The organism is Microcella sp., from assembly GCF_030645145.1.
GTDB lineage: Bacteria > Actinomycetota > Actinomycetes > Actinomycetales > Microbacteriaceae > Microcella.
Genome location: NZ_JAUSMI010000031.1, coordinates 1 through 22,781, shown reverse-complemented (window position 1 = coordinate 22,781; position 22,781 = coordinate 1). Strand labels below are relative to the sequence as shown.

General features: G+C 71.4%; 21 protein-coding genes. 13 read left to right on the top strand and 8 right to left on the bottom strand.

The genetic code is table 11. The features are described 5' to 3' along the window. The first annotated feature begins 84 nt into the window (after positions 1-84). From Q7T15_RS01945 to Q7T15_RS01930, 4 genes are all read left to right on the top strand, one after another. Complete coding sequence (locus tag Q7T15_RS01945; RefSeq protein WP_304692737.1) at positions 85-1,005, top strand: IS481 family transposase; 921 nt, start codon at positions 85-87, stop codon at positions 1,003-1,005. Positions 1,006-1,208: 203 nt separating this feature from the next. Next, positions 1,209-2,117, top strand: coding sequence for a glycerophosphodiester phosphodiesterase family protein (locus Q7T15_RS01940; RefSeq protein ID WP_304692735.1), 909 nt, complete (start codon positions 1,209-1,211; stop codon positions 2,115-2,117). 26 nt (positions 2,118-2,143) lie between these two features. Continuing rightward, on the top strand, positions 2,144-3,958 hold the full coding sequence (locus Q7T15_RS01935) for a DUF2207 domain-containing protein (RefSeq protein ID WP_304692733.1): 1,815 nt from the start codon (positions 2,144-2,146) through the stop codon (positions 3,956-3,958). 259 nt (positions 3,959-4,217) lie between these two features. Beyond that, positions 4,218-6,350: a DEAD/DEAH box helicase gene (locus Q7T15_RS01930; protein WP_304692731.1), complete on the top strand. Its 2,133-nt coding sequence runs from the start codon at positions 4,218-4,220 to the stop codon at positions 6,348-6,350. Here the strand turns inward: Q7T15_RS01930 and Q7T15_RS01925 are convergent. The 4 genes from Q7T15_RS01925 to Q7T15_RS01910 all read right to left on the bottom strand — a co-directional run bounded on the left by Q7T15_RS01925 (position 6,340) and on the right by Q7T15_RS01910 (position 10,273). Beyond that, positions 6,340-6,951 (bottom strand): type IV toxin-antitoxin system AbiEi family antitoxin domain-containing protein, encoded by a 612-nt coding sequence (locus Q7T15_RS01925; RefSeq protein WP_304692729.1) that lies wholly within the window; start codon positions 6,949-6,951, stop codon positions 6,340-6,342. The two genes, Q7T15_RS01930 and Q7T15_RS01925, sit on opposite strands and share 11 nt — an antisense overlap. A 267-nt stretch (positions 6,952-7,218) precedes the next feature. After that, the gene (locus Q7T15_RS01920; protein ID WP_304692727.1) at positions 7,219-8,544 is read right to left on the bottom strand and encodes a phosphotransferase; all 1,326 of its coding nucleotides are present in this window, start codon (positions 8,542-8,544) and stop codon (positions 7,219-7,221) included. An 81-nt stretch (positions 8,545-8,625) separates the two neighbouring features. Beyond that, positions 8,626-9,501 carry an aminotransferase class IV gene (locus Q7T15_RS01915; RefSeq protein WP_304692725.1) on the bottom strand — a complete coding sequence of 292 codons (876 nt, stop codon included), beginning with the start codon at positions 9,499-9,501 and terminating at the stop codon, positions 8,626-8,628. A gap of 1 nt (position 9,502) precedes the next feature. Beyond that, complete coding sequence (locus Q7T15_RS01910) at positions 9,503-10,273, bottom strand: Pr6Pr family membrane protein (protein ID WP_304692723.1); 771 nt, start codon at positions 10,271-10,273, stop codon at positions 9,503-9,505. Positions 10,274-10,322: 49 nt separating this feature from the next. Between Q7T15_RS01910 and Q7T15_RS01905 the strand changes: the two genes are divergently transcribed. The 6 genes from Q7T15_RS01905 (at position 10,323) to Q7T15_RS01880 (ending at position 16,231) form a co-directional block, all read left to right on the top strand. Next, positions 10,323-10,817, top strand: a complete 495-nt coding sequence (locus tag Q7T15_RS01905; protein ID WP_304692743.1) for an 8-oxo-dGTP diphosphatase — start codon at positions 10,323-10,325, stop codon at positions 10,815-10,817. 158 nt (positions 10,818-10,975) lie between these two features. Further along, positions 10,976-12,031 (top strand): 2-keto-3-deoxygluconate permease, encoded by a 1,056-nt coding sequence (locus Q7T15_RS01900; RefSeq protein WP_304692721.1) that lies wholly within the window; start codon positions 10,976-10,978, stop codon positions 12,029-12,031. Between the two features lie 89 nt (positions 12,032-12,120). Then, positions 12,121-13,332, top strand: a complete 1,212-nt coding sequence (locus tag Q7T15_RS01895) for a four-carbon acid sugar kinase family protein (protein WP_304692719.1) — start codon at positions 12,121-12,123, stop codon at positions 13,330-13,332. After that, positions 13,329-14,378 (top strand): 4-hydroxythreonine-4-phosphate dehydrogenase PdxA, encoded by a 1,050-nt coding sequence (gene pdxA, locus Q7T15_RS01890; RefSeq protein WP_304692716.1) that lies wholly within the window; start codon positions 13,329-13,331, stop codon positions 14,376-14,378. Before Q7T15_RS01895 ends, pdxA begins: the two co-directional genes overlap by 4 nt. A 34-nt stretch (positions 14,379-14,412) precedes the next feature. Beyond that, the gene (locus Q7T15_RS01885) at positions 14,413-15,249 is read left to right on the top strand and encodes a GntR family transcriptional regulator (protein ID WP_304692714.1); all 837 of its coding nucleotides are present in this window, start codon (positions 14,413-14,415) and stop codon (positions 15,247-15,249) included. 49 nt (positions 15,250-15,298) lie between these two features. Beyond that, positions 15,299-16,231 (top strand): aldo/keto reductase, encoded by a 933-nt coding sequence (locus Q7T15_RS01880; RefSeq protein ID WP_304692712.1) that lies wholly within the window; start codon positions 15,299-15,301, stop codon positions 16,229-16,231. A 41-nt stretch (positions 16,232-16,272) separates the two neighbouring features. Here Q7T15_RS01880 and Q7T15_RS01875 read toward each other — a convergent pair whose 3' ends face one another. Beyond that, on the bottom strand, positions 16,273-18,549 hold the full coding sequence (locus tag Q7T15_RS01875) for a S9 family peptidase (protein ID WP_370689079.1): 2,277 nt from the start codon (positions 18,547-18,549) through the stop codon (positions 16,273-16,275). Between the two features lie 63 nt (positions 18,550-18,612). On the opposite strand from Q7T15_RS01875, the gene Q7T15_RS01870 reads away from it, so the two are divergent. The 3 genes from Q7T15_RS01870 to Q7T15_RS01860 all read left to right on the top strand — a co-directional run bounded on the left by Q7T15_RS01870 (position 18,613) and on the right by Q7T15_RS01860 (position 20,647). Continuing rightward, positions 18,613-19,545 carry a DnaJ domain-containing protein gene (locus Q7T15_RS01870; protein ID WP_304692710.1) on the top strand — a complete coding sequence of 311 codons (933 nt, stop codon included), beginning with the start codon at positions 18,613-18,615 and terminating at the stop codon, positions 19,543-19,545. Between the two features lie 185 nt (positions 19,546-19,730). Beyond that, positions 19,731-20,150: a hypothetical protein gene (locus Q7T15_RS01865; RefSeq protein WP_304692708.1), complete on the top strand. Its 420-nt coding sequence runs from the start codon at positions 19,731-19,733 to the stop codon at positions 20,148-20,150. A gap of 56 nt (positions 20,151-20,206) precedes the next feature. Beyond that, positions 20,207-20,647, top strand: a complete 441-nt coding sequence (locus Q7T15_RS01860) for a hypothetical protein (RefSeq protein WP_304692706.1) — start codon at positions 20,207-20,209, stop codon at positions 20,645-20,647. Here Q7T15_RS01860 and Q7T15_RS01855 read toward each other — a convergent pair. The 3 genes from Q7T15_RS01855 to Q7T15_RS01845 all read right to left on the bottom strand — a co-directional run. Next, on the bottom strand, positions 20,644-21,525 hold the full coding sequence (locus tag Q7T15_RS01855) for a DUF429 domain-containing protein (RefSeq protein WP_304692704.1): 882 nt from the start codon (positions 21,523-21,525) through the stop codon (positions 20,644-20,646). The genes Q7T15_RS01860 and Q7T15_RS01855 overlap by 4 nt on opposite strands. 64 nt (positions 21,526-21,589) lie before the next feature. Continuing rightward, positions 21,590-22,543: a carbohydrate kinase gene (locus tag Q7T15_RS01850; protein WP_304692702.1), complete on the bottom strand. Its 954-nt coding sequence runs from the start codon at positions 22,541-22,543 to the stop codon at positions 21,590-21,592. A gap of 92 nt (positions 22,544-22,635) precedes the next feature. Further along, a partial coding sequence (locus Q7T15_RS01845) for an integrase core domain-containing protein (RefSeq protein WP_304692739.1) occupies positions 22,636-22,781 on the bottom strand: 146 nt, incomplete at its 5' end.

Below are 22,781 nucleotides of genomic sequence, written 5' to 3'. Positions count from 1 at the left end.
CTAGCTGTAGTTCCCAGGCAGGTTGTTCAGGTCGAGCTCCTCCAGGCTTGAGGGTGTCTAGTCGCTCTCACCTGAAGGAGCCCGATGGAGCTTCACGCTAATGCCCGTTTGTCTGTTGAAGGTCGACGACTGCTGTGTCGACGCGTTCGGGAACTGAACTGGAAAGTCGCCGACGCGGCCTTCGCCGGTGGAATCAGCGAGCGTCGCGCCTACGAATGGTTGGCCCGATTCGATGCCGGCGAAAACCTCACCGACCGTCCCTCACGGCCGAAGTCGTCACCGACCAGAACCCCGGCACGGGTTGAGGCGGTGATCGTGCAGCTGCGGAGGCTGCGCAAGACCGCGTCCACGATCGCCGCGCTGCTTCGGATGGCGGTCTCCACCGTCTGCGCGGTGCTCGCCCGTCTCGGCCTGAACAGGCTCTCCAAGCTCGACCCGCCGGAACCGGCAAACCGTTACTGCCGCCGCCACGCCGGCGAGCTGATCCACCTCGACATCAAGACGCTGGGCCGCTTCCGCCGCCCCGGCAAACGCGTCATGGGTCAGGGAGCAGACCGACGCAGCGCCGGCGCGGGCTGGGAGGCGGTGCACGTTGCCATCGATGATGCGACCCGGTTGGCCTATGTCGAGGTGCTGGCCGATCAGACCGCTGCGACCACGGTGGGGTTCCTGCGCCGCGCGATCGCGTGGTTCGCCGCCCGCGGCGTCACAGTGCAGGAGGTGATGACCGACAACGGCTCCGCCTACGTCTCCCGACTCTGGGCTGCGACCTGCGCCGAAGTGGGGGTGGTCCACATTCGTACTCGCCCCTACCGGCCGCGCACGAACGGGAAAGCCGAGCGGTTCATCCAGACCCTGCTGCGGGAGTGGGCCTACGCGGCGACCTATCGCGACAGTGAGCATCGTCGGGCGGTCCTGCCAGAATGGGTTCGCTACTACAACACGCAGCGACCCCATGGCTCTCTGGGCCACAGAAGCCCGATCACCGCACTTGCGGCAGCATGAACAACGTCACTGGGAACTACATCTAGCGGGCATCCGCCCCTGAACCGACGAGCCCGTCGCGCCTCCCACAGGGCGCGGCGGGCATCGTCCTGGGCGGCATCCGAACAGGCGATCGCGATTCAGGTCACGAAACGGTAACGGCATGGGATAGGGTGGCGGAACCCTGCACCGAAGCAGGCTCCCCGACCCACGGAGCGACGTCGATGACGACAGCGCGACTGCCCGATCGCGGCACCCCGCGGCCCTACTCCGTGCGGCGGATGTCCGTCTCGGCGGCCGCCTCCCTGGCCCTCGTCCTCGTGATGGTCGTCGATCACGACGCGGCCACCGTGCACGCCGCCAACATGTGGGGCACCCTGCGCGAGCCCGGCCAGCCCGCCTTCGTCGCCGGCCACCGCGGGGACCGCGCGACCGCCCCGGAGAACACGATTCCGGCGATCCAGGCCGCTCTCGACTCGAGCATGGAGTTCGTCGAGGTCGACGTGCGGAAGACCCTCGACGGCGAGCCCGTGCTCATCCACGATGAGACCCTCGAGCGGACGACGACCGGCACGGGCCTCGTCGAGGAGCGCCCGTGGGCCGAGCTGGAGGGGCTCGATGCGGGCGCCTGGTACGCGGCGGAGTGGGCCGGAACGCGCATCCCGCACTTCGACGACTTCGTCGACGTCTTCCAGATCTCGCGCAAGAAGGCGCTCGTGGAGCTCAAGGGCATCTGGACCGAGGACGAGCTCGAGCCGATCGTGAGCGAGATCTACGCCGCCGGGGTGCAGGACAGGATCGTGTTCGCGAGCTTCGAGATCGGAACGCTGCACCACCTGAGTCGTGCCGCGCCGAACCTGCCGCGCGTGGTGCTCAGGCGCACCCTGCCCGCCGACCCGGTGCGGCTCGCGAACTACTACGGGGCCGCCGCGGTCATGACGCGGCTGGCGGAGGTGCGCGACCGCCCCGAGGTCGTCGACGCGATGCACGCCGCGGGGCTCGGCATCATGCTCTACACGCTCAACTCGGAGGAGAGCTGGGCCGAGGCGCTCGCGCACGGGGTCGACGGCGTCATCACCGACGAGCCCAGCGCGCTCGACGGCTGGCTCGCCGAGACCGCACCCGGCACGTAGGGGCCGATCGGCGCTAGCGTCGAGCCATGCGCGCGCTCGCCCTCCTCGTCGCCGTCGCCGTCACGGCCATCCTCGGGGCGCCGGTCCCGGCTGCTGCGGCCCCGACGGAGACCGCAGCAGCCGCACCCGGCGCGACGAGCGTCGATGACTTCACCTTCGACTCCTTCGACGTCGAGTACCGGCTGGGCCGCGACGATGCGGGCCACGCGACGCTCACGACGGTCGAGACGCTCGTCGCGCGCTTCCCCGAGTTCGACCAGAATCGCGGCATCCGCCGCTCGCTGCCCGCGCAGTACCAGGGGAGGACGACCGCGCTCGAGGTCGTGAGCGTGACCGACGAGAACGGAGAGCCGCGGCCGTTCGAGGTCGAGGAGGGCTCGGGCGTCGTCGACGTCATCGCCGCCGTGCCGGAGGGGGAGTTCGTCCGCGGCATCCAGACCTACGTCATCACGTACACGCAGCGTGACGTCGTCGACGCCTTCGACGACACCGGCGCCGAGGAGTTCTACTGGAACCTCACCGGCACCGACTGGGCGCAGCCGTTCGCGCAGGTGCGCGGCCGCGTGGTGCTCGAGGACGGCCTCGCCGAGTCGCTCATCCCCGGTGCGCTCGCCTGCTACCGCGGCTACGCCGGCTCGACCGAGACCTGCCCGATCGAGCGCGAGGGCGACGTCGTCACCGTCCAGGCGGATGGCCTGCTGCCGTTCCAGACGGCGACGGTCGCGCTCGGCTTCGAGCCCGGCACGTTCACGCTCTTCGACCGGTCGTACCTCGCGAGCCCGGCCGCGTGGCTGCAGCTCATCGCCCTGCTCGGCCTGCTCGGCGTCGTGGTGCGCGCGATCGTGCTGCGCGCGACGCGCTACCGCGACGCGCCGGGTCGCCCGGTGATCGTCGCCGAGTACCTGCCCCCGAAGAACGTCACCCTCCTCGAGGCCTCCGTCATCATCCGCCGCCCGCGTCGGGCGGTCGCGAGCCAGCTCATCGATCTCGCCGTGCGGCGCGCGATCACGGTGATCGAAGTGGATGCGCGTCTGTCCCTGCGCTCGCAGTGGCGCCTGCGTCTCGAGTCCGCCGCCGGGCTCGCCGATCGTGAGCGCCAGCTGCTCGCGGCGTTCTTCGGCAGCGATCTCGTTCCCGGGACGGAGCACACGCTGAAGAACTCCGACACGACCGTCGGCAGCAAGGTCTCCGCTCTCGTCGCGAAGCTCGGCACCGATGCGCGCTCGCGCGGGTGGCGGACCACCATCCCGCCCCGGCACTCCGTCGGGCTCCCCGCGCTCGGGCTCCTCGCCGTGATCACCGTTTTCGTCACGGGCATCCTCGTGAGCGACGAGGGGCGCGGGGGTGCGCTTCCGGGAATCCTCATCCCGGTCGCGATCGGGCTGTTCATCGTGATCGGCGTGTGCCTGTGGCGCTCCCCGCTCACGGCGGAGGGCTCCGAGCTGCGCGACCACATCCGCGGCCTCGAGGAGTACATCGAGCTCGCCGAGGCCGACCGGATGCGCGTGCTCCAGTCGCCGCAGGGGGCCCTCCGCGACCCGGTGGACGTGCAGAACCGCGACGAGGCGCTGCGGCTGACCGAGCGGATCCTGCCGTGGGCTGTGCTGCTCGGGCACGAGAAGGAGTGGTCGGAGCTGCTGGGGCGGTTCTACGACGAGGAGCACCAGCCCTCGTGGTACTCGGGCCGGTCGGCGTTCTCGGCCGCGGCGTTCTCCTCCGGCATCAGCACGGTCGCCTCCCGCGTCTCATCGAGCTACTCGGGCTCGAGCTCGTCGGGCGGATCGAGCGGCGGCGGCTCCTCCGGCGGCGGCGGCGGAGGCGGCGGAGGCGGCGGGGTCTGAGTTTTCTCCGCACGGTGCCCGCGCCGCGCCGTCGGGAGGCGTAGACTGCTCTCAGCTTCCCGAGCCCACCGCGTCGTTCTCGACCGGGTCAGGGCGCGGAGGCACCGGCCCCGAGCACACCGGCGGGGCCACTGCACACCGGTTCATCACGGGTGCCGATGGCGGTTCCGCGGACGGATGCTCCTTCGAGGTCCGGATGCCCCGCCCACGCACCACAGCATCCCCGCGGTCCTCGTACCGCGCGTTCCCGAGGAGGGGCATGGCCCAGTCCGGCCAGCGTGTCAAGTCGTCCCAGCGCAAGGGCGGTTCGCCGACCCGTCGTCGTCGCCCGCTCGACGAGCAGGGGATCATCCCGATCCTCGCGCGCGCGGTACGCGAGGTGGAGAACGCCGCCGAGCGCGGCGGCAAGGTGAGCCCGTCGAACCGCACGAAGTTCCAGGTCGCCGCCCTGCTCGTCCGCGAGGAGCGCGCGCGCGTCAAGGACGACCGCGAGGTTCCCGAGGGCGAGCGCGCCGAGGTGCTCAAGCGCCTCGACGGCCTCGCCGGCATCATGGCGAAGACGGCCGCGCGCGACACGACGCTCATCCAGCTGCTCGCGCCCGAGGCGAAGGTGTCGGATGCCGCGAAGCTCATGCGCCGCGACATGCTCCTCGCCTCCGGTGCGGAGCTCGAGCCGGACGACCTCATCATCGTCACCGAGCCCGCGCCGGTGAAGCCGGAGGTCGCGAAGCAGGTGCTCCCGATGTCGGTGAAGCGCGCGCAGCTCGCGAACCCGTTCCTCGCCCCCGACTTCTCGGCACTCGCCACGCTGCCGAAGCCCCAGACCGCGCGCCTGTCGAACTGGGAGCTCATCGAGCCCCTGTTCCGGTCGTTCGAGTACGGCGCGGGCGGTCAGGCCGCGTCGATGGATCTTCCGGAGGCGGGGTCGCTCGTGACTCCCGGCGGCATGGAGCTCATGCGCCACCAGGCGCGGCTCATCGAGGCGGTGCGCGAGGGCCACCGGTCCTTCCTGCTCGCCGATGAGCCGGGCCTCGGCAAGACGGCGCAGGCGCTCATGGCGGCGAACGTCGCTCAGGCGTTCCCGCTCCTGGTCGTCGTGCCGAACGTCGTGAAGACGAACTGGGCGCGCGAGGTGCAGCGGTGGATCCCGCAGCGGTCGTCGACGGTCGTGCACGGCGACGGCGACGACCTCGACGCGTTCGCCGACGTCATCATCGTCAACTACGAGATCCTCGATCGCCACGTCGGCTGGCTCGGCCGTTTCGGCTTCAAGGGCATGGTGGTGGACGAGGCGCACTTCATCAAGAATGCGACCTCGCAGCGCTCCCGCCACGTGCAGGCGCTCGCGACGAGCATCCGCGCGGTGACGCCGAAGGCGCTCATGATGGCACTCACGGGCACGCCGCTCATCAACCAGATCGAGGACTTCCGGATGATCTGGAAGTTCCTCGGCTGGATCGACGACAAGAAGCCGCTGGGCGAGCTCATGGTGAAGCTCGAAGAGACGGGTCTCACGCCCGTCGACCCAGGATTCTTCGCCGAGGCGCGTCGCTGCGTCATCGACATGGGCATCGTGCGCCGCAAGAAGGTGGATGTCGCCTCCGACATCCCTGCGCGTCGCATCGCCGACATCCCGGTCGAGCTCGACGACGAGTACGGTCGCTCGATCCGCGACTCGGAGCGCGCCCTCATCGCGCGTCTCGTGGAGCGCTACCGCCGCGTGGCGGCGGCGCGCGAGGTGCCGCCGGTCGGCGTGGACGCCGAGCTCGTGCGTCTGGTCGCGCAGTCGGAGCTCGAGGAGTCGAAGGGTTCGACGAACGGCGACAACGTGTTCACGCTCGTGCGCCGCATCGGCACGGCGAAGGCCGTCCTCGCGGCCGACTACACGGCGCAGCTCGCCCGAAACGTCGGCAAGGTCGTGTTCTTCGCCAAGCACATCGACGTCATGGATGCCGCGGAGGCGCACTTCGCGTCGGCCGGGCTGAAGTCGGTGAGCGTGCGCGGCGATCAGTCGACGAAGGCGCGGCAGGAGGCGATCGACGCGTTCACGAACGATGAGGATGTCGCGGTCATCGTCTGCTCGCTGTCCGCGGCCGGCGTGGGGCTCAATCTGCAGGCCGCGTCCAACGTCGTGCTCGCGGAGCTGTCGTGGACGTCGGCGGAGCAGACGCAGGCGATCGACCGCGTGCACCGCATCGGTCAGGAGCTGCCCGTCACGGCGTGGCGCATCCTCGCGGCGCAGACGATCGACGCGCGCATCGCCGATCTCATCGACTCGAAGGCGGGCCTCGCGGCGCGCGCGCTCGACGGATCGGACGAGGTGCTCTCGCAGGAGGGCACCGTCCAGCTGCAGGCGCTCGTGGCGATGCTGACGGAGGCGCTCAGCCGCTAGGTCGGGGTTGCTCGTCCTCCACTCTCGCCCGCGCTCGCGCGGCGAGGACAGGGCGGCAGTGCCGAGCCTGCTCGAGGCCGGTACGGATGCTGACGGCGACGCGATCGCCGCTGCGGAAGTCGCGCGTGCTCCAGTGAAGGACCGGCGGTCGCTCTCCGATTGCGACGCCCAGAGCGTCCGCGTGTGCGCGCACCGAGAGATCGCTGAGACGGCGGGAGGAGTGCTCCCTCCGCGCGACGTGGAGCCCGTCATCGGGGTGCAGGTCGCCGGGATCCAGCAGGTCGTGATGGACGAGCGCGCTCACGCAGGAGAGCGGTCCGCCGATGCACCAGGCGAGAACGTGCAGCTCGCCGAGCGCGGGCAAGCAGTACCAGCCCTTGCGGATGCGCCGAAGAGCCCCGTGGTCGCGCAGGATGCGGATGTGCTCCTCAGGGATGCCCGCCCCGACGAGCTCGCGAGCGCTCACGATCCCGCCGTGCGCCTCGATGAGTCTCTCGTGCAGGGGCCGCAGAGGCGCTCGCAGAGCACCGTTGGGTGGCGGCGGCTCCAGCAGGGCGTCCTCGTCGAGATCCCAGTGCGTCTCGTGCCACAGTGCGGGCACGTTTTCCGGTCCGTGCGTCCAAGGGGTACCTGCCGTCGTCACGCCGGCATACTGCCCGTCGACCGGTCAGCAAGCCCGCCCTCGCCCGAAACTCTGAATCCGGGACGACTCACTACCGTTGTTGAGGAGTGACGAAATGGACTTATGTCACTCCTCGACAACGGTAGGACTTCCGCGGGGATCGCGGTTTCCGGAAACGACGCCCGTCGCAGGAGGGGAAGCCGACCCGCGGGACAGCGAGCGGACGGAGCCGAGGGGCGGAGCGGCTCAGGCGGGGTGGGCGCTCGCTCGGTCCGAGCTCACGAGGTGCTCGACCGCCGCGAGCGGGATCGGCAGCCAGGTGGGGCGGTTGCGCGCCTCGTACATCGCCTCGTAGACGGCCTTGTCGAGCTCGAACGCGTCGAGGAGGGCGCGATGTGCGCGGAGATCCGTGCCGGACTGGGCGATGTACCCGTCGAGGAAGGCCCGGCGGCAGCGGTGCGCCCACTCGGGGTCGACGGCGTCGCGAGCCGCGGCATCCGCCGCCGTGTTGCGACGCGCGCCCACGACGTAATCGAACGAGCGCAGCATCCCGGCCACGTCGCGCAGCGGCGAATCGACCCGATTGCGCTCGTCGAGCGGGCGCAGCGGCTCGCCCTCGAAGTCGACGAGCACCCACTCGCCCGTCGAGCGGCGCAGCGCCTGCCCGAGGTGGAAATCGCCGTGGATGCGCTGCAGCTGCGGCCACGGGGCATCCTGCGCCGCGTCGTACACGGCCTCGATCGCGGGGCGCAGCGCACGCAGCGCGGGCACGTCGGAGGTCGCGACCGACAGCCGGTGGTGCCAGTTCGCGACGAAGCCCACGATGTCGCCGAGGGTCGCATCGCGCGTCGGCATCGCCTCCGCGAGACCCGTGTGCACCTCCGCCGTCGTGCGGCCCAGGCGCTCGGCCTCGGCGCTGAAATCCTCGCCCGCGGCCGCCGAGGCGAGCGCGAGCTCCCACCCGTCGGTCGCATCCGTCACGAACTCCTGCGCGAACGCCAGGTGCCCCATGGCCGTGCGGTCGCCGTGATACGGGTCGTTCCAGTAGCCCGTGATCGACCCGAGCATGCGCGGCACCTGCCGGTACCCGCGCGAGGTGAGCGCCGACGGCAGCGTCACGTCGGGGTTCTCGCCCGTGTGCACGAGCCGGAAGACCTTCGCCACGAGCGGCGCCTCACCGCCGGCGTCGAAGATGATCGACGTGTTCGACTGCTCGCCGCCGTGCACGCGCGCCGTGCGGTCGCTGCGGTGGATGTGCATGCGCTTGAGCAGCGCCGACGTGTACGCGGGGTCGTGCGCGCCGTCGAAGAGGTAGTCGTCGTCGGCGTCGCGGCCGATGAAGTGTCGACCCGCGCCCTTCGGCACGGTGCGGCGGGCGACGATCGGCACGTGGTAGAGCGAGGGCGGATTGTTCGCCAGGTCGCGGAGGATGAGCACGATCACGCGGGCATCGGGTTCGTCCGTCGGCCACACCTCGCGCGTCACCTCGACGAGGTTCGGAACGCGTCCCTTGCCGGCGTACCAGCGCTGCCGGTTCATCCAGTCGGTCAGGCACTCCAGACTGCTGCTCATATCTGCCACCCTACGCGCGTGCGCTCCGGGCCGCCGAGGAACGTTCCGAGGACTCCCAGCCCCGGAACGTGAGCGCATCCCTCAGCGCAGGCGGCGCCGCAGGAAGCCGTTCATCGCCGCGGAGAGCTCCGCGTCGATCGCGCTCTCCACGCCGTCGACCGACCGCACCGGCGCCGCGTGGCGCACGCTCGACACGAGCCACGCCGCATCCGCCGCCGCCAGATCGGCCGGCGTCAGGGTCGTGACGCGCCCCTGCAGCCCCCAGTCGGGCGCCGCCGCGAACAGGTCGACCTGCGTCGTTCCGGGGAGGATCCCGAGCGCGGCGGGCGGCGTCAGCAGCTCCGTCCCGCGCCGCACCACGAGCGTCGACGTCGGACCCTCGAGCAGCAGTCCGTCGCTCGAGACGAACAGCGCGTCGTCCGCCCGGCGCCGCGCCGCCTCGCGCGCCGCCGCGCGGTTCACGGCGTACGAGAGCGTCTTCGCCCCCGCGAGCAGCCACGGGGATGTCGTGGCCGCATCGCTGCGCAGCCCCCGATCGAGCAGGACGACGTCGATCCCGTCCGTCCGCTCGCGACGGAAGTCGCCGGAGACCGTCCCGTACGCCCACCCGGTCGGCAGCGGCTGGCCTTCGACGCCGCGCGTGAGCACGGTCTTCACCCAGGCCTCCTCGTGATCGGCCAGCAGCTCCGCGAGCGCGCGCACGGCATCCGCCCACACGGTCGGGTCGGGCTCGGGAAGGTCGAGCATGCGCGCCGACCGCGCGAAGCGCTCCAGGTGGGCGGCGAGGGCCTGCGGGTGACCGCTGCCGATGCTGATCGTCTCGAAGACGCCGTCGCCGCGAGTCGCCGCGACGTCCGTCACGCGCACCTGCGGCAGGTCCGGATCGGCGGCGACCCAGCCGGTCGCGTGCCCCTCGACGTCGTGCTCGACGAGGACCAGATGCTCGGGCGCCGACATGTCAGCGCCGCGCCACGCGGTGGTGCAGGCGCGTGATCGCGACCGCGAGAGCCGCGAGCACGATGATGAGCACCGCGATGCCGACGACGTACTGCACGACGCCCGGCACGCCCGCGGGGCCGAACGGCTCGAGGAACGGGTACGGGTACCAGCCGGTGAGCGCCCCGCGCACCATCGTCACGCCGACCCAGATGAGCGGGAAGCTCACCGCGAGGGCCATCGTGCTCCAGCGCAGGCGAGGCCGGGTCGGGTTGAGCAGCCAGTCGAGGGCGATGTAGATCGGGATCCACACGTGCAGGTTCTCGTTCGGCCACGGCGGCGCGATGTAGCCGTCGTCGTTCGGGATCCCGCGCAGCAGCAGGTTGTAGACGACGCCCGTGACGACCGCGTACGCGAATACGCTCGCGCGGATCGCGGCGTACAGCGGGGGATCGATCGGCGTGCGGAAAGCGAGCACCCCGCCGACGATGAGGACGACGATGTTGATGAGCGCCGTCTGGATCGTGAAGTACGCGAAGTACTCGTCGGGCATGAAGCGCCCCGCGGCGACCTGGTCGCTCACCTGCCAGACGATGCTCGCGAGCACGCTCACTCCGGCGACGAGGCTCAGGATGCCCGCCATGCGACGCAGACGCAGGATCACCACGCTCGGCGTGGGCTCGGCGGCGCCCGGGTGCGGGTCGGCGGCGGTGCGAGCCCGGGCGGACGCGTCGGAGGCGCCGGAGGCGCCGGGCGGCTGGGCGGAGGGCGCGGGGGAAGACGTCGTCGTCACGCCGACACGCTATCAAGCCGCGCCGCGCGCCTAGGCTGGCGCCGTGCCGATGTTCGAGGTCGCCTCCGTCTACCTGACGCGCGAGGTCACGACCCCCGACGGCCCGCGGACCGAGGTGCTCCTCGGCCGCAAGCGCACGGGGCTCGGCATCGACCGGCTCGTCGCCCCCGGCGGCAAGCTCGAGGCGGGTGAGACCGCGGCGGATGCCGCCATCCGCGAGGTGCGCGAGGAGGTCGGCCTCGAGGTCGCGGCCCGCGATCTCGTGCCGATCGCCGAGATCGCGTACCCGTTCCTCGACCGGCCGCACCTCTCGCAGCTCCACCGCGTGTTCACCGCGAGCGTCTTCACGGGCGAGGCGGCGACGAGCGCCGAGCTCGAGCCCGCGTGGTTCCCGCTCGCGAGCATCCCTTTCGATCGCATGTGGGCCGATGCGGGCCGGTGGGTCGCGCGAGCGCTCGCGGGGGAGTACGTCGCCGCCACGCTGACGTTCTCCGAGGGCGATGCGCTCGTCGCGGAGGACTGGACCGGCGCTCGCCGCAGCTGAGTGCCCTCGAGGTGCGGTATCCGGCGAGGCCTACCGGGGGTGCTCGCGGGGGCCGGCTTGACAGCGCGTCACCGATCCTGCAAAGTCATTACTCAATGTACGGACATAGCCGTGCATCTTCCCTCACCCGTGAATTCCACGAAGGAGTCGAATTCCCCATGGCAGTCGCAACCCGCGTACGCGTGCCGCTCTTCGACGGTATGAACCGCATCCCCGGCGGTCTGATGCTCATCCCGCTCATACTCGGATCGATCTTCGGAACCTTCTTCTCTCCGGCGCTTCAGATCGGTAGCTTCACCACCGCTCTCTTCCAGAACAGCGCACTGCCGCTCATCGCCCTCCTAATTTTCGCGACGGGGACGCAGGTCGGCGTGCGGTCCACCGGCCCGGTGCTCGCCCACGCAGGCGTGATCCTGCTCATGAAGTCACTGATCCCCGCCGCGCTCGTCATCGGCCTCGGGCTCCTGGTCGGACTCGACGGCATCCTCGGCGTCTCGATCCTGGCCCTGCTCGTCGCCGTCGACAACAGCAATGGCGGGCTCTGGCTGGCGTTCACCGGGAAGTACGGCGACTACCGCGACCGCGGCGCATACATGGCTTCGGCGGTCAATGACGGCCCGTTCCTCTCGCTCCTATTCCTCGGGGCCTCGGGGCTCGCGGAGATCCCGGCCCTCGCGCTGCTCGCCGCCGTCGTTCCGTTCGTCCTCGGCATGATCGTCGGCAACCTCGACCCCAAATGGAAGAGCGTCCTCGTCCCGGTGCCCAACATCGTGATCCCGTTCTTCGCCTTCGCGCTGGGTACCGGTATCAACCTCGGCAATGTCGTCACCGGAGGCGTGCAGGGCCTCATCGTCGGCCTCATCGTGGCTCCCTTCACCGGGTTCCTCGTCTACCTCGGATACCGCTTCATGCTGCGCCGCGGCGCGAAGAGCGGACTCGGCTTCGCCGCAGGCACCACTGCAGGCAACGCGATCGCGACGCCCGCGATCGTCGGTCAGATCGATGAGCGCTTCGCCCCCTACGTCGAGATCGCGACTGCTCAGGTCGCCGCGTCAGTTCTCATCACGGCGATCCTCGCCCCGCTCATCGCCGCCGTTGTGCTGAAGCGGAACGGCGCGCTCAGCTCTCCCGACGACGACGTCGCATCGGACCAGCCGACGGAGCTCGATATGCCGGTCGAATCGACGCATGAGGCAGAGGGGCCGAGGCTCTAGCTGCCCTGCCGCACCCATGCGCGGGACGTGCGTCGCCAGCAGGCGCACGTCCCGCATCCCGCACCACGACCTCGCGGAGGAATTCCGACATGACGCCCTCGATTCGCATCGCGATCGTGGCAGACGACCTCACCGGGGCCAGCGACACCGCCGTGCAATTCGGCCGCCACGGTTGGAGCGCCTGCGTGGCTCTGACCGACGACTCGGACATCACCGGTGAGGTCGTGGCGAGAAGTACGGCTTCCCGTGCGCTGGCCGATCACGCCGCGTTCGAGGCGACGGCCCGGGCAGTCGCAGGCATCGATGCCGAGCGCGTATACCTGAAGATCGACTCGACGGCCCGTGGCAGCATCGCGGGCCAGATCGGCGGAGCTCTGGAGGGGTGGCGAACGCGGCATCCCGATGCGATCGCGGTGGTCTGCCCGGCCTACCCGGAGATGGGTCGTACCGTCGAGCAAGGGGGGATCCTGGTCGACGGCGTACCCGTCGACCGAACAGCGATCGGCGTCGACCCGGTCACGCCGGTCCATGAACCGTCGCTCGTGGCACGGATCCCGCGCGCGCGCGTCGTCGACATCGCCGACGTCGCTTCGGCGGAGCCCGGGGCGGTGATCGTGCTCGACGCGCGCAGCCGCGCGGAGATCGACGCGCTCGTGCTCGAACTGATCAATGCGGGCCCCAAGGTGGTCGTGGCCGGCTCGGCGGGCCTCGCCGAATCGTTCGCTCGTCTGCTCCCGGGGGAGCGCGGCGAGCATCGGCCGGCTCGCCCGGGAGGGCCAGCGCTCATCGTCGTGTCGTCGCTCAATCCTGTCTCCCACGCTCAGGCTGACCTGCTGATTTCGTCGTTGAGCGCGCAGTCGATCGTGATCGAGCCGTCCGCGGCGGAGGCCCATGCGCAGAGCCTCGTGCGGGAGCCCTCCCCGGTAACGGTGCTGCGCACATCGCTGACACGAGTGGGGGAGCGCGACAGCGGCGTGGCAGACCGAGTGGCAGACCTGCTCGCCGCACGCGCGGTCGACGAGATCGTCGCCCGTCGGCCGGCGCTCGTCGGACTCGTCGGCGGCGACGGCGCGCGCGCGGTGCTACGGCGTCTCGGCGCGGAAGGGCTGGTCGTCCGTGACGCCGCGGTAGAAGGTGCGCCGCTCATGGCCATCGTCGGAGGGCCGCACGACGGGCTCGCCGTCTGGACCAAGGCGGGAGGCTTCGGTGTCGACGACACGCTCATCCGGATTCTCGAGCGCACCGGAGCGGCTTCCGCCCCCGATGCCCATTCGCCGTCTCTGAAGGAGGAAACCCCATGAACCGTCCCATCCCCCGACTCGCCGTCACCCTGGGCGATGCCGCTGGCATCGGACCGGAGATCATCGCTCGAGCTCTGCTGAACCACCCCGAACTGCGCGAACGCCTGCAGCCGGTCGTCATCGGCGATGCCGGTGCGCTCCGGCGCGGCGCTGTCGCGGTCGGGCTGGATCCGGATGCAGTGGTGGTCATCGCGCACCCGGATGCCGCGACGAACGACCCGGCGACGATCGAGGTCGTGCAGACCGGACCGGACCTGTCAGACGTGGCCGTCGGCGAGCTGTCGGCCGCGGCCGGTGACGGCGCCTACCGGTTCGTCGTGGAGGCCTGTCGCCTTGCGAAGGAAGGTGCGGTCGACGCGATCGTCACGCCTCCGCTGAACAAGGCGGCAATGCACCTCGGCGGTCACGCGTTCCCCGGGCACACCGAGCTGCTCGCGCACGAGTTCGGCGTCGAGAACTACTCCCTCGTGCTGTCTGCCAGCGACCTGTCGATCTTTCACCTGACGACCCATGTCTCGCTCAGCGACGCGATCGCGGGGATCGTGCCCGAGCGCATCGACGGCGTGCTCAGACTTGTGCACGCGTACGCGACAGCGAGCGGCAAGGGAGATCATCCGATCGGCGTCGCCGGGCTGAATCCGCACGCCGGCGAGAACGGGCTGTTCGGGCATCAGGACGATGACATCCTGCGCCCTGCAGTGGAACGTGCGGTGGCCGCGGGCATTCCCGCGGTGGGTCCGATCGCCGCGGATGCTCTCATCCCCCAAGCGGTGCGGGGCAAGTGGAACTTCGTCGTCGCCTGCTATCACGACCAGGGGCATGCGCCGTTCAAGGCCGTGTACGGGGATGACGGCGTCAACATCACGGTCGGTCTGCCTGTCGTCCGCGTCTCCGTCGACCACGGAACCGCGTTCGACATCGCGGGGCAGGGAATCGCTCGCGAGGGATCCCTCGTGCTGGCCCTGGAGCGTGCTGCGGAGCTCGCCCCGGGGTGGGGTCTGGTCTGGAAGGCAGCCTCCGCGAGTGCCGACGCGCTCCGAGCCTGACGGGCATCGCCCGCGGCATCCGTAGGCTTGCCTCATGAGCGACGCGCCGCCGCACGAGAGTCGAGGGGCGGTCGACCCTGATTCTCGGGAGCCGCTGCACGCCCAGGTCGCGCGCATCCTGCGCGATCAGATCCGAGATCGCGACCTCCTGCCCGGCGAGGTGCTGCCCACCGAGGCGGCGCTTCAGACGACCTACGGGGTGTCCCGCTCGGTCGCCCGGCAGGCGATGGCGACGCTCGTGACCGAGGGTCTCGTGGTCCGCGGCCGCGGGCGCGGTTCGATCGTGGCGCCGGAGCGACAGCGTCATCGCATCGTCAACGACGCGACGGGTCTCTACGCCCAGATGCGCGACGCGGGCGGAGACCTCCGCACGGAGGTTCTGTCGATGGCCTTCGAGCCTGCTCCCCGTCCGATTCCTGAGCTCGGCGGGAGGCTCGCCATGAAGCTCGAGCGACTGCGGACGCTCGATGGCACCCCGACGGCGTTCATCCGCACCTGGTTGCCCGCAGAGCTCGCTGAGGACATCACCCCGGACGAGCTCCGCGACTCCTCCCTGCACGCCCTGCTTTCCGAGCGGCACGGCTTCCGCATCGCGGGCGGAAGGAGGACGGTGCGCGCAGTCGCCGCGGACTTCGCTCTCGCCAACCTGCTCGGCGTGCACGTCGGCGCTCCACTTCTGCTGCTCGAAGGCGTGACGGAGACGGATGACGGGAGATTCGTCGAGCATTTCGCCACCTGGCACCGTGGTGACCTCATCGCCTTCGACCTCATTGCGGGCGCTGCCTCCAACGGGGTTCGATCGAGCACTCGCGTCAACGAGGCACGCGCCCTGCTCGCTCGAGCGGCAGATCTGCTCGACGAGACCTCCTGAGCGACTGCCCTGAACGCCCGCATCAGACGCGATGGGTAGCGTCGAGCGCATGACTGCACACGACTTCGGGCCGCTCGTCCTCGGCGGCAACACCTTCGGCTGGACGAGCTCGCGCGACGAGAGCTTCGCCGTGCTCGACGCGTTCGTCGCCGCGGGCGGTCGAGCGATCGACACCGCCGACGTCTACTCGGCGTGGTCGCCCGGCAACTCGGGCGGCGATTCCGAGACCGTGCTCGGCGAGTGGCTCGCCCGCCGCGGCCGGCGCGACGACGTGGAGATCCACACGAAGGTCTTCGCGCTCGAGGCCCGCCCGGGTCTCTCGGCCGCGAACATCCGCGCGGCGGTCGACGACTCGCTGCGCCGCCTGCAGACCGACCACCTCGACCTCTACTACGCGCACCGCGACGACGAGTCGGTGCCGCAGGAGGAGTACGTCGCGGCGTTCGGCGAGCTCGTCCAGGCCGGCAAGATCCGCGCCGTCGGCGCCTCGAACTTCACCGCTGAGCGCCTCCGCAGCGCCGTCGCGATCGCCGCCGACCTGGGCGTGACGGGCGTCTCGGTCGCGCAGGACGGCTACAGCCTCGTCCGCCGCGACTACGAGACGACCCTCCGTGACACGATCGCCGAGCTCGGCCTCGTCGAGCTGCCGTACGGCGCGCTGCAGGGCGGGTTCCTCACCGGCAAGTACCGCCCGGGCGTCGAGGTCGACTCGGCCCGCGCCGGCAACGCGACGAAGCTGCTCGACGACCCGCGCAACCTCGCGCTGCTCGATGCCCTCGATCGGGTGGCGGATGCCCGTGGCGTCTCGGTCGCGGCCGTCGCGCTGGCCTGGCTCCGCCAGCAGCCGACCATCGGCGCACCGATCGCGTCGGCGCGCACGGTCGAGCAGCTGCCGCACCTCGTCGAATCGTTCACCCTCGAGCTCACGGCCGAGGAGCTCGCCCTGGTCGGCTCGCCGACCGCGCCGCAGCACGCGGCCTGAGCCTCGGACGAGCGGAGCCGCGATCGCGGGCCGGCCGCGCCCTACGGGGCGGTGTCGGCCCGCCCGAGGACGTCGAGCATCCACGCCAGCTCGATCGCGCGCTGGTTCCAGGCCGAGTAGCGGCCCGAGACTCCGCCGTGGCCGGCCTCCATCTCGCAGCGCAGCAGCACGTCGGCGCCGACCTCGCGCAGCCGCGCGACCCACTTCGCGGGCTCGACGTAGAGCACGCGCGTGTCGTTGAGCGAGGTGACGGCGAGGATGCGCGGGTACCGCTTCTCGGTGACGTTCTCGTACGGCGCGTACTGCTTCATGTACGCGTACACGGCCGGGTCGTGCAGCGGGTCGCCCCACTCGTCCCACTCGATGACGGTGAGCGGCAGCTCGGGCATGAGGATCGAGGTGAGCGGGTCGACGAACGGCACGTCGGCGAGGATGCCCGCGAAGAGCTCCGGGGCGATGTTCGCGACCGCGCCCATGAGCAGCCCTCCCGCGCTGCCGCCCTCGGCGACGAGGCGGTCGGGCGCCGTGACGCCGGCGTCGACGAGGTGCCGGGCGGTCGCGACGAAGTCGGTGAAGGTGTTCGTCTTCGACAGCGTCTTGCCGTTCTCGTACCAGGCGCGGCCCAGCTCGCCGCCGCCGCGCACGTGCGCGATCGCGAACACGACGCCGCGGTCCAGGAGCGACAGGCGCGGGATCGAGAAGCCCGGATCCATGCTCGCCTCGTACGAGCCGTAGCCGTAGAGCAGGAGCGGGCTCGGCTCGGGGGCCGCGTCGTTCGCGCCGGCGGACTCCGAGGAATCCGCGCCGTCGAGCGACGGCACGAGCCCGCGCTTCCAGACGAGCGAGATCGGGATGCGCGTGCCGTCGTCCGCTACCGCCCAGTCGCGCCGCTCGGCGTAGTCGGCCGCGTCGTACCCGCCGAGGACGGGCTGGCGCTTGAGGATGATCCACTCGCCGGTCGCGACGACGTGGTTCGCGACGGTCGCGGGCTCGATGAAGCTCGTGTACCCGACGCGCAGCATCGGCTGGCCCCACTCGGGGTTGCCGCTCGCGCCGATCGAGATGAGTCCGTCGCCGACCTCGAGGTCGACGAAGTCGAGATCGTGCTCGCGGATGCCCGGCGCGAGCCGCGCGACACCCGTGCGCGGCAGGCCGTCACGACGCGAGTCGAGCACGAGGAAGCCCGCGAAGGCGTCGACGCCCTCGACCCTCCGGCCGGGGAGGTGCGGCACGATCGTCACGGGCGGGTCGAGCGCAGCATCCGCCGCCGCAGCGTCCCTCACCGCATGGCCCGTCGCGATCGGGACGGAGTCGACCTGGAAGTCGGGAGCGCCGTCGTTGTGGGTGATGAGCCAGCGGTCGCGGCCGTCGATGACCGCGTGCTCGACGTCGTACTCGACCCCGTCGACGCGCGGGCGGATGATCGCGAACGCGCCCTCGGGGGTGGTGGCGTCGAGGTAGCGCACCTCGCTCGTGATCGAGCTCGAGGCCTCGATGAGCAGGAAGCGCTGCGAGCGGGTGAGACCCGCGCCGACCCAGTAGGCGTCATCGGCCTCGTGGAAGACCGGCACGTCGCCGCCCGCCTCGCCGCCGACCGTGCCGACGGCGTGCCGCCAGACGGTGTCGGGGCGCCACGAGTCGTCGACCGTGCAGTAGAAGACGAAGCGGCCGTCGGGGGAGAAGAACGCGCCCGCGGCGGTCTCGGCGATCTCGTCGGGGAGGTTCTCGCCGGTCGACAGGTCGCGGATGCGGAGCGTGTACCGCTCGTCGCCCTCGGTGTCGGTCGCGTAGAGCATGAAGCGGCCGTCGAGCGTGATGTCGAGCGAGCCGAGGCTGAAGAACTCGTGCCCCTCGGCCTCGACGTTGGCGTCGAGGATGACCTGCTCGTTCTCGCGCGGCTGCGAGGGGTCGTCGAGCGGCGGCGGGGGCGTCCACGCGGCCGGGTCGAGCGGGTTCGCGGGGTCGAGCGGCGCGGCGGGCACGCGGCACTGGATCGCGTACTGCAGCCCCTCGACCGTGCGGCCGTAGTACCACCAGTCGCCCTCGCGCACGGGGATGCCCATGTCGGTCTCGCGCACGCGGCCCTTGATCTCGGCGACGATGCGCTCGCGCAGCGGCTCGAGGTGCGCCATGCGGGCGTCGCTGTAGGCGTTCTCGGCGCGCAGGTGGTCGAGCACCTCGGTGCTCTCCTTGTCGCGCAGCCACTCGTAGTGGTCGACGACGACGTCGCCGTGGTGCTCGCGGTGGTGGGGCACCTGCTTCGCCGTGGGCGGGGTCGGGATGCGCGGGCCGGCGGTGCGCTCGATCGTGTCAGTCACCCGACCAGCGTAGGCGGCGCACCCAGCCGTTTCCGCGCCCGTGCTCGCTAGGCTCGGACCACTATGTCGGAGTCCCCTCTCGCCGCGAACCCGTACGAGGTTCTCGGCGTCGCCCCGACGGCGAGCGACGACGACCTCAAGCGCGCCTACCGCCGCCGCCTCCGCCAGGCGCACCCCGACACGGGCGGATCGAGCGCCGAGTTCGACCGCGTGCAGCAGGCGTGGCAGCGCATCGGTACGCCCTCGGCCCGCTACGCGTACGACTCGGGCGCCGACGTCGGCGCGGGCGGCTCCGCGGCCTGGACCTCGGGCAGCGCCGGGGGAGCGGGAGGAGCGCGCCGCGGCGACTCGCGGCCGAACGCGAAGTCGCACGGGCATCCGGGCGGCATGTATCGCGAGCGCTACCTCGCGATGATGCGCGAGTGGGTGGGGCGCGGCGCCGCGCTCGACGACCCGTACGACCCGCAACTGGTGCGGAGCGCGCCGCGCGAGATCCGGCACACGCTCGCCGCGGCGGTCGCGGAGGAGAAGACCGCGACGGCGCTCGCGACGCTCGGCATCGGCTTCACGATCTGGCACGACGTCGTCGCCGGCGCCGGCCCCGACGACAAGGTCGACCACGTCGTTCTCGGCCCGACCGGCCTCTGGGCGGTGCTGAGCGAGGACTGGGGCGGCCCCGTGAAGGTCAAGCGCGGCGACCTCATCGGCGAGGGGCTCGCCTCGGGCGAGAAGCCGCTGCACCAGCTCGGCATGCGCGCGAAGACGATCGCGCGCTCGGCGAAGGTCAAGTTCTCGGGACTCGTCATCGTCGTCGAGGACACCCAGGCGCCCGCCTCGCTCACCGAGCTCGGCAGCGTGCGCGGCGCGCAGGGGATGCTTGTGGAGCGCTCGCGCCTGGTCAACCTGCTCCGCACGGGGCTGCCCGGTGTGGGCGTCGGCGGTACCGACCTATTCGAGGTGCGCACGCGCCTGCAGGCGAGCATCCGCTTCGTCTGACGCCCCGTCCGCTGTCGCGAGTCGCGATCTCGCCGCCCTCGGCGTTTTCGCCACTCACTGACAGAGAACACGCGGTCTCGCTCCAGCCTCCTCCCCGTCTCGCGGCGCACTGTTGCCCGCACGCGCAGTCCGCCGTCTGCATGATCGGGTGGCCGGCGGGCTGCGCGCTGACGAAGGGGACGACGATGACCTGGAAGTCGAAGTCGAGCGGGCCGGTGCGCCGGCTGTGGGCGACGGATGCTCAGCGCGAGCCGCAGTTCGCCACGAAGTCGCTCAAGCAGGGCCCGTGGGCTCTGCAGCCGAAGCTCAAGCGCGAGCCCACGACGCAGGAGATCCCCGTGCTCGACGGCGCCCTCGGCGCGCGCGAGCGCGACAAGCTCGACGGCCTCATGGACCAGATGCGGTTCGACCTCGGTCGCGGCCACCACCTCGAGGCGGAGGCGCTGCTGCGCGAGCGGCTCAAGGCGAGCCGGATGTCGCTCAGCGACGCGGAGATCGAGGATCTCGCCGAGTCGCTGCGGGATGTCGACAGGGCGCGACGGCTGCGCGAGGAGCGCGAGGCCGAGGAGGCCGCCGAGGAGGCGAACACGCCTCCCGCCGCCTGAGAGTTCGCCGAGCCCGCGTTCAGGTAACGTCCCGCTAACGGGGCCAGGGTCGAGGGATGACTTGGCAGCCGAACGAGAACTCTCCCTCCCGCCTCGACCCCCGCGACGTCGAGGGCACGCCCCCTCCCGGCAGCGGTTCGGGCGAGCTCGTCGAGACAGACGGCGCCGGTCAGGCGGGCGGTCCGGTCGTCCCCGACGACCAGCGCGGGCGTCTCACCGAGGCGGCGAGCGGCGACGAGCGCGACGCCGCCGTGCGCTACCCGAGCGACCCGGACACCCCGCAGCAGGGCGGACCGATCGAGGACGGCGCGCTCGACGCGACGGCCGAGCAGAAGATCGACGGCATCGTCGCGCAGACCCGGCAGGATCTCGAGCAGGGTCACGCGCGGTCGGCGCACGAGCTGCTCGCGCAGCGCTTCGCGCAGTCTGGCATCGCCGTCTCCGATTCCCGGATCGCCGAGCTCGCCGCGTCGCTTCAGCAGTACGAGAAGCACTAGGCGATCGTCGAGGGCGCGCTGACCGGCGGCATCGCCGCGGTCGGGGCGCGCTGCTCGGGGCGCGCGGGGGCGACGATCGTCGCCCGCCGGCCCCGGGCATCCACCTCACCCGTCTCGGCCCCGAGCACCTGCGTGCGCTCGGGGCCGTTCGCGTGCCAGAGCGCCGCCGTCCAGGCGCAGATGACCGCATCGAGGAGGTCCTCCCGGTGCTTGTAGGCGCGGTCGACGAGCGGCGAGGGCTCATCGACGAGGGTGCGCGTCGCGGGGTGGCTGCGCAGGTCGAGGGGCGGCGAGCCCGTGGCGAGGCGTGAGAGCCGCGCGATCAGGTCGTCGCACGCGGTCGCGCGGAGGCGGCGGGCATCCGCTCGGTCGATGCCGGGGATGAGTCGCTTGTAGCGCGGGCGCTCGATGTCGTAGCCGAGCTGGGCGGCGCCGACGAGCGTCGTGTACGGGTAGCACTCGAAGGCGACGGTCGTGCCGGCGGGCGGCGGCCAGGTGCCGTCGGTGTAGCGGATGCGTCGGGGCTCGAGGGCGGCGAGCAGCAGCTCTCCGGCGCGGGCCGCCGAGCCCGCGTTCGACGCGTTCGCGGCGACCTTCCACCGGCCGTAGCGGGAGGAGACGTCGCGCTCGGCGGCGCGCATGCCGGTGGGGTTCGGCACGATCAGGGGCGCGTCGATCGCGATGACGTCGCCCGGCTGCTCGCGGGCGGCGATGGAATCGTGGACGGCGTCGACTCCGCGGGCCCAACCGGCATCGAGGATGCGCCCGGTGTCGTCGAGCAGGCACAGCCCGGTCTCGTTCGGCGGGCGCACGCGCCCGGTGCGCGGGTCCGGTCGGCCGAGACCCCAGGCGAGGTCGATGCCGAAGTAGCGCGCCACGCGGCGAGCCTAGGCCGGTGGGCTGAGCGGTGCTCGCCCGTCGCCGGGCCTGATGCGCACGCGGTCAGGCGGCGGCGGAGCGGGAGCTCGTCTGGAGGAGCGCGTCGCGGGTCTCGGCCGAGGTGGGCGGCTCGGCTCCGGGTCGGGCGATCGTGAGGGCGGCGGTCTGCTGCGCCCAGTCGCCTATGGCGCGGAGCGTGCGCTCGTCGACGCGGCGCAGCTGATCGCGGCGGTCGGCGCCGAGCAGTCCGAGCGTGCCGAGCCCGGCGAGGAGCCCGGCGGTGATGGCGTCGCCGGAACCGATGGTGTCGTGCACCTCGACGTCGTACGCGGGCAGGTCGACGACGGCGTCGGCGGTCATGAGCAGGACGCCGTCGGCGGCGCGCGTGATGACGACCAGGGAGACGCCGTCGGCGATCCAGCGCTGTGCGGTCGCCGTGTGCGGCTCGTCGCCGTAGAGGTAGGCGAGGTCTTCGTCGCTGGCCTTGACGATGTCGGCGAGTCGGGCCTGACGCTCGACACGATTGCGCGCGGCGATCGGGTCGGTGTCGTGCGCGGTCCGGATGTTCGGGTCGTAGCTGACGGTCGCGGTCGCGCGGGCCGTGCGGACGGTGTTCTCGAGGTCGCCGCAGCATGGGTTCATGGCGGCGGCGAGCGAGCCGAAGTGGAGGACGTCGAACGGGCGGTGGTCGGGCATCTCGCCGCAGCCGAGACTCCAGTCGAGGTCGAAGGAGTACTCGGCGGAGCCGTCGGCACGAAGGTAGGCGCTCGCGGTCGCGGTGCTGCCGGCTCGGGGTGCGATGAGCAGGTCGACGCCTTCGCGCACGAGGCGCTCTTCGAGGCGGTCGCCGCGCTGGTCGGCGCCGAGCTCGGTGACGAACTGCACGTCGATGCCCTGGCGGGCGAGACCGATGCTGGCGTTCATGGGGCTTCCGCCCGGGTATTCGGTCGTCCGCGGAGCGCTGCCGTCGCCGGCGCGGTCGTCGTGGACGATGTCGATCAGCGATTCGCCGATCACGAGTGCTCGTGTGCGCGTCGGTGGCGTCGTGCGACGTCGGGTGTCCACCATGCACCTCCCCCTGGGTGTGCCGACCACCCCCAGTGGTCGTTCTAGTTGTAGTGCCCAGGCAGGTTGTTTGAGAGGCGGCTGGCGGGCGGAAGCTTTCCGATCGCAGTGTGGGGCCGGTGCTGATTGTAGAAGTGCAACCAGGCAGGCAGCGCGGCCCGTCGCGCGGCCTCGGATCGGTAGTGCCGGG

Bases quoted from the DNA above. Each gene is read 5' to 3' on its own strand.
- Q7T15_RS01945 (WP_304692737.1), top strand. From the start codon at position 85: ATGGAGCTTCACGCTAATGCCCGTTTGTCTGTTGAAGGTCGACGACTG.
- Q7T15_RS01940 (WP_304692735.1), top strand. From the start codon at position 1,209: ATGACGACAGCGCGACTGCCCGATCGCGGCACCCCGCGGCCCTACTCC.
- Q7T15_RS01935 (WP_304692733.1), top strand. From the start codon at position 2,144: ATGCGCGCGCTCGCCCTCCTCGTCGCCGTCGCCGTCACGGCCATCCTC.
- Q7T15_RS01930 (WP_304692731.1), top strand. From the start codon at position 4,218: ATGGCCCAGTCCGGCCAGCGTGTCAAGTCGTCCCAGCGCAAGGGCGGT.
- Q7T15_RS01920 (WP_304692727.1), bottom strand. From the start codon at position 8,544: ATGAGCAGCAGTCTGGAGTGCCTGACCGACTGGATGAACCGGCAGCGC.
- Q7T15_RS01915 (WP_304692725.1), bottom strand. From the start codon at position 9,501: ATGTCGGCGCCCGAGCATCTGGTCCTCGTCGAGCACGACGTCGAGGGG.
- Q7T15_RS01905 (WP_304692743.1), top strand. From the start codon at position 10,323: ATGTTCGAGGTCGCCTCCGTCTACCTGACGCGCGAGGTCACGACCCCC.
- Q7T15_RS01900 (WP_304692721.1), top strand. From the start codon at position 10,976: ATGGCAGTCGCAACCCGCGTACGCGTGCCGCTCTTCGACGGTATGAAC.
- Q7T15_RS01895 (WP_304692719.1), top strand. From the start codon at position 12,121: ATGACGCCCTCGATTCGCATCGCGATCGTGGCAGACGACCTCACCGGG.
- pdxA (WP_304692716.1), top strand. From the start codon at position 13,329: ATGAACCGTCCCATCCCCCGACTCGCCGTCACCCTGGGCGATGCCGCT.
- Q7T15_RS01885 (WP_304692714.1), top strand. From the start codon at position 14,413: ATGAGCGACGCGCCGCCGCACGAGAGTCGAGGGGCGGTCGACCCTGAT.
- Q7T15_RS01880 (WP_304692712.1), top strand. From the start codon at position 15,299: ATGACTGCACACGACTTCGGGCCGCTCGTCCTCGGCGGCAACACCTTC.
- Q7T15_RS01870 (WP_304692710.1), top strand. From the start codon at position 18,613: ATGTCGGAGTCCCCTCTCGCCGCGAACCCGTACGAGGTTCTCGGCGTC.
- Q7T15_RS01865 (WP_304692708.1), top strand. From the start codon at position 19,731: ATGACCTGGAAGTCGAAGTCGAGCGGGCCGGTGCGCCGGCTGTGGGCG.
- Q7T15_RS01860 (WP_304692706.1), top strand. From the start codon at position 20,207: ATGACTTGGCAGCCGAACGAGAACTCTCCCTCCCGCCTCGACCCCCGC.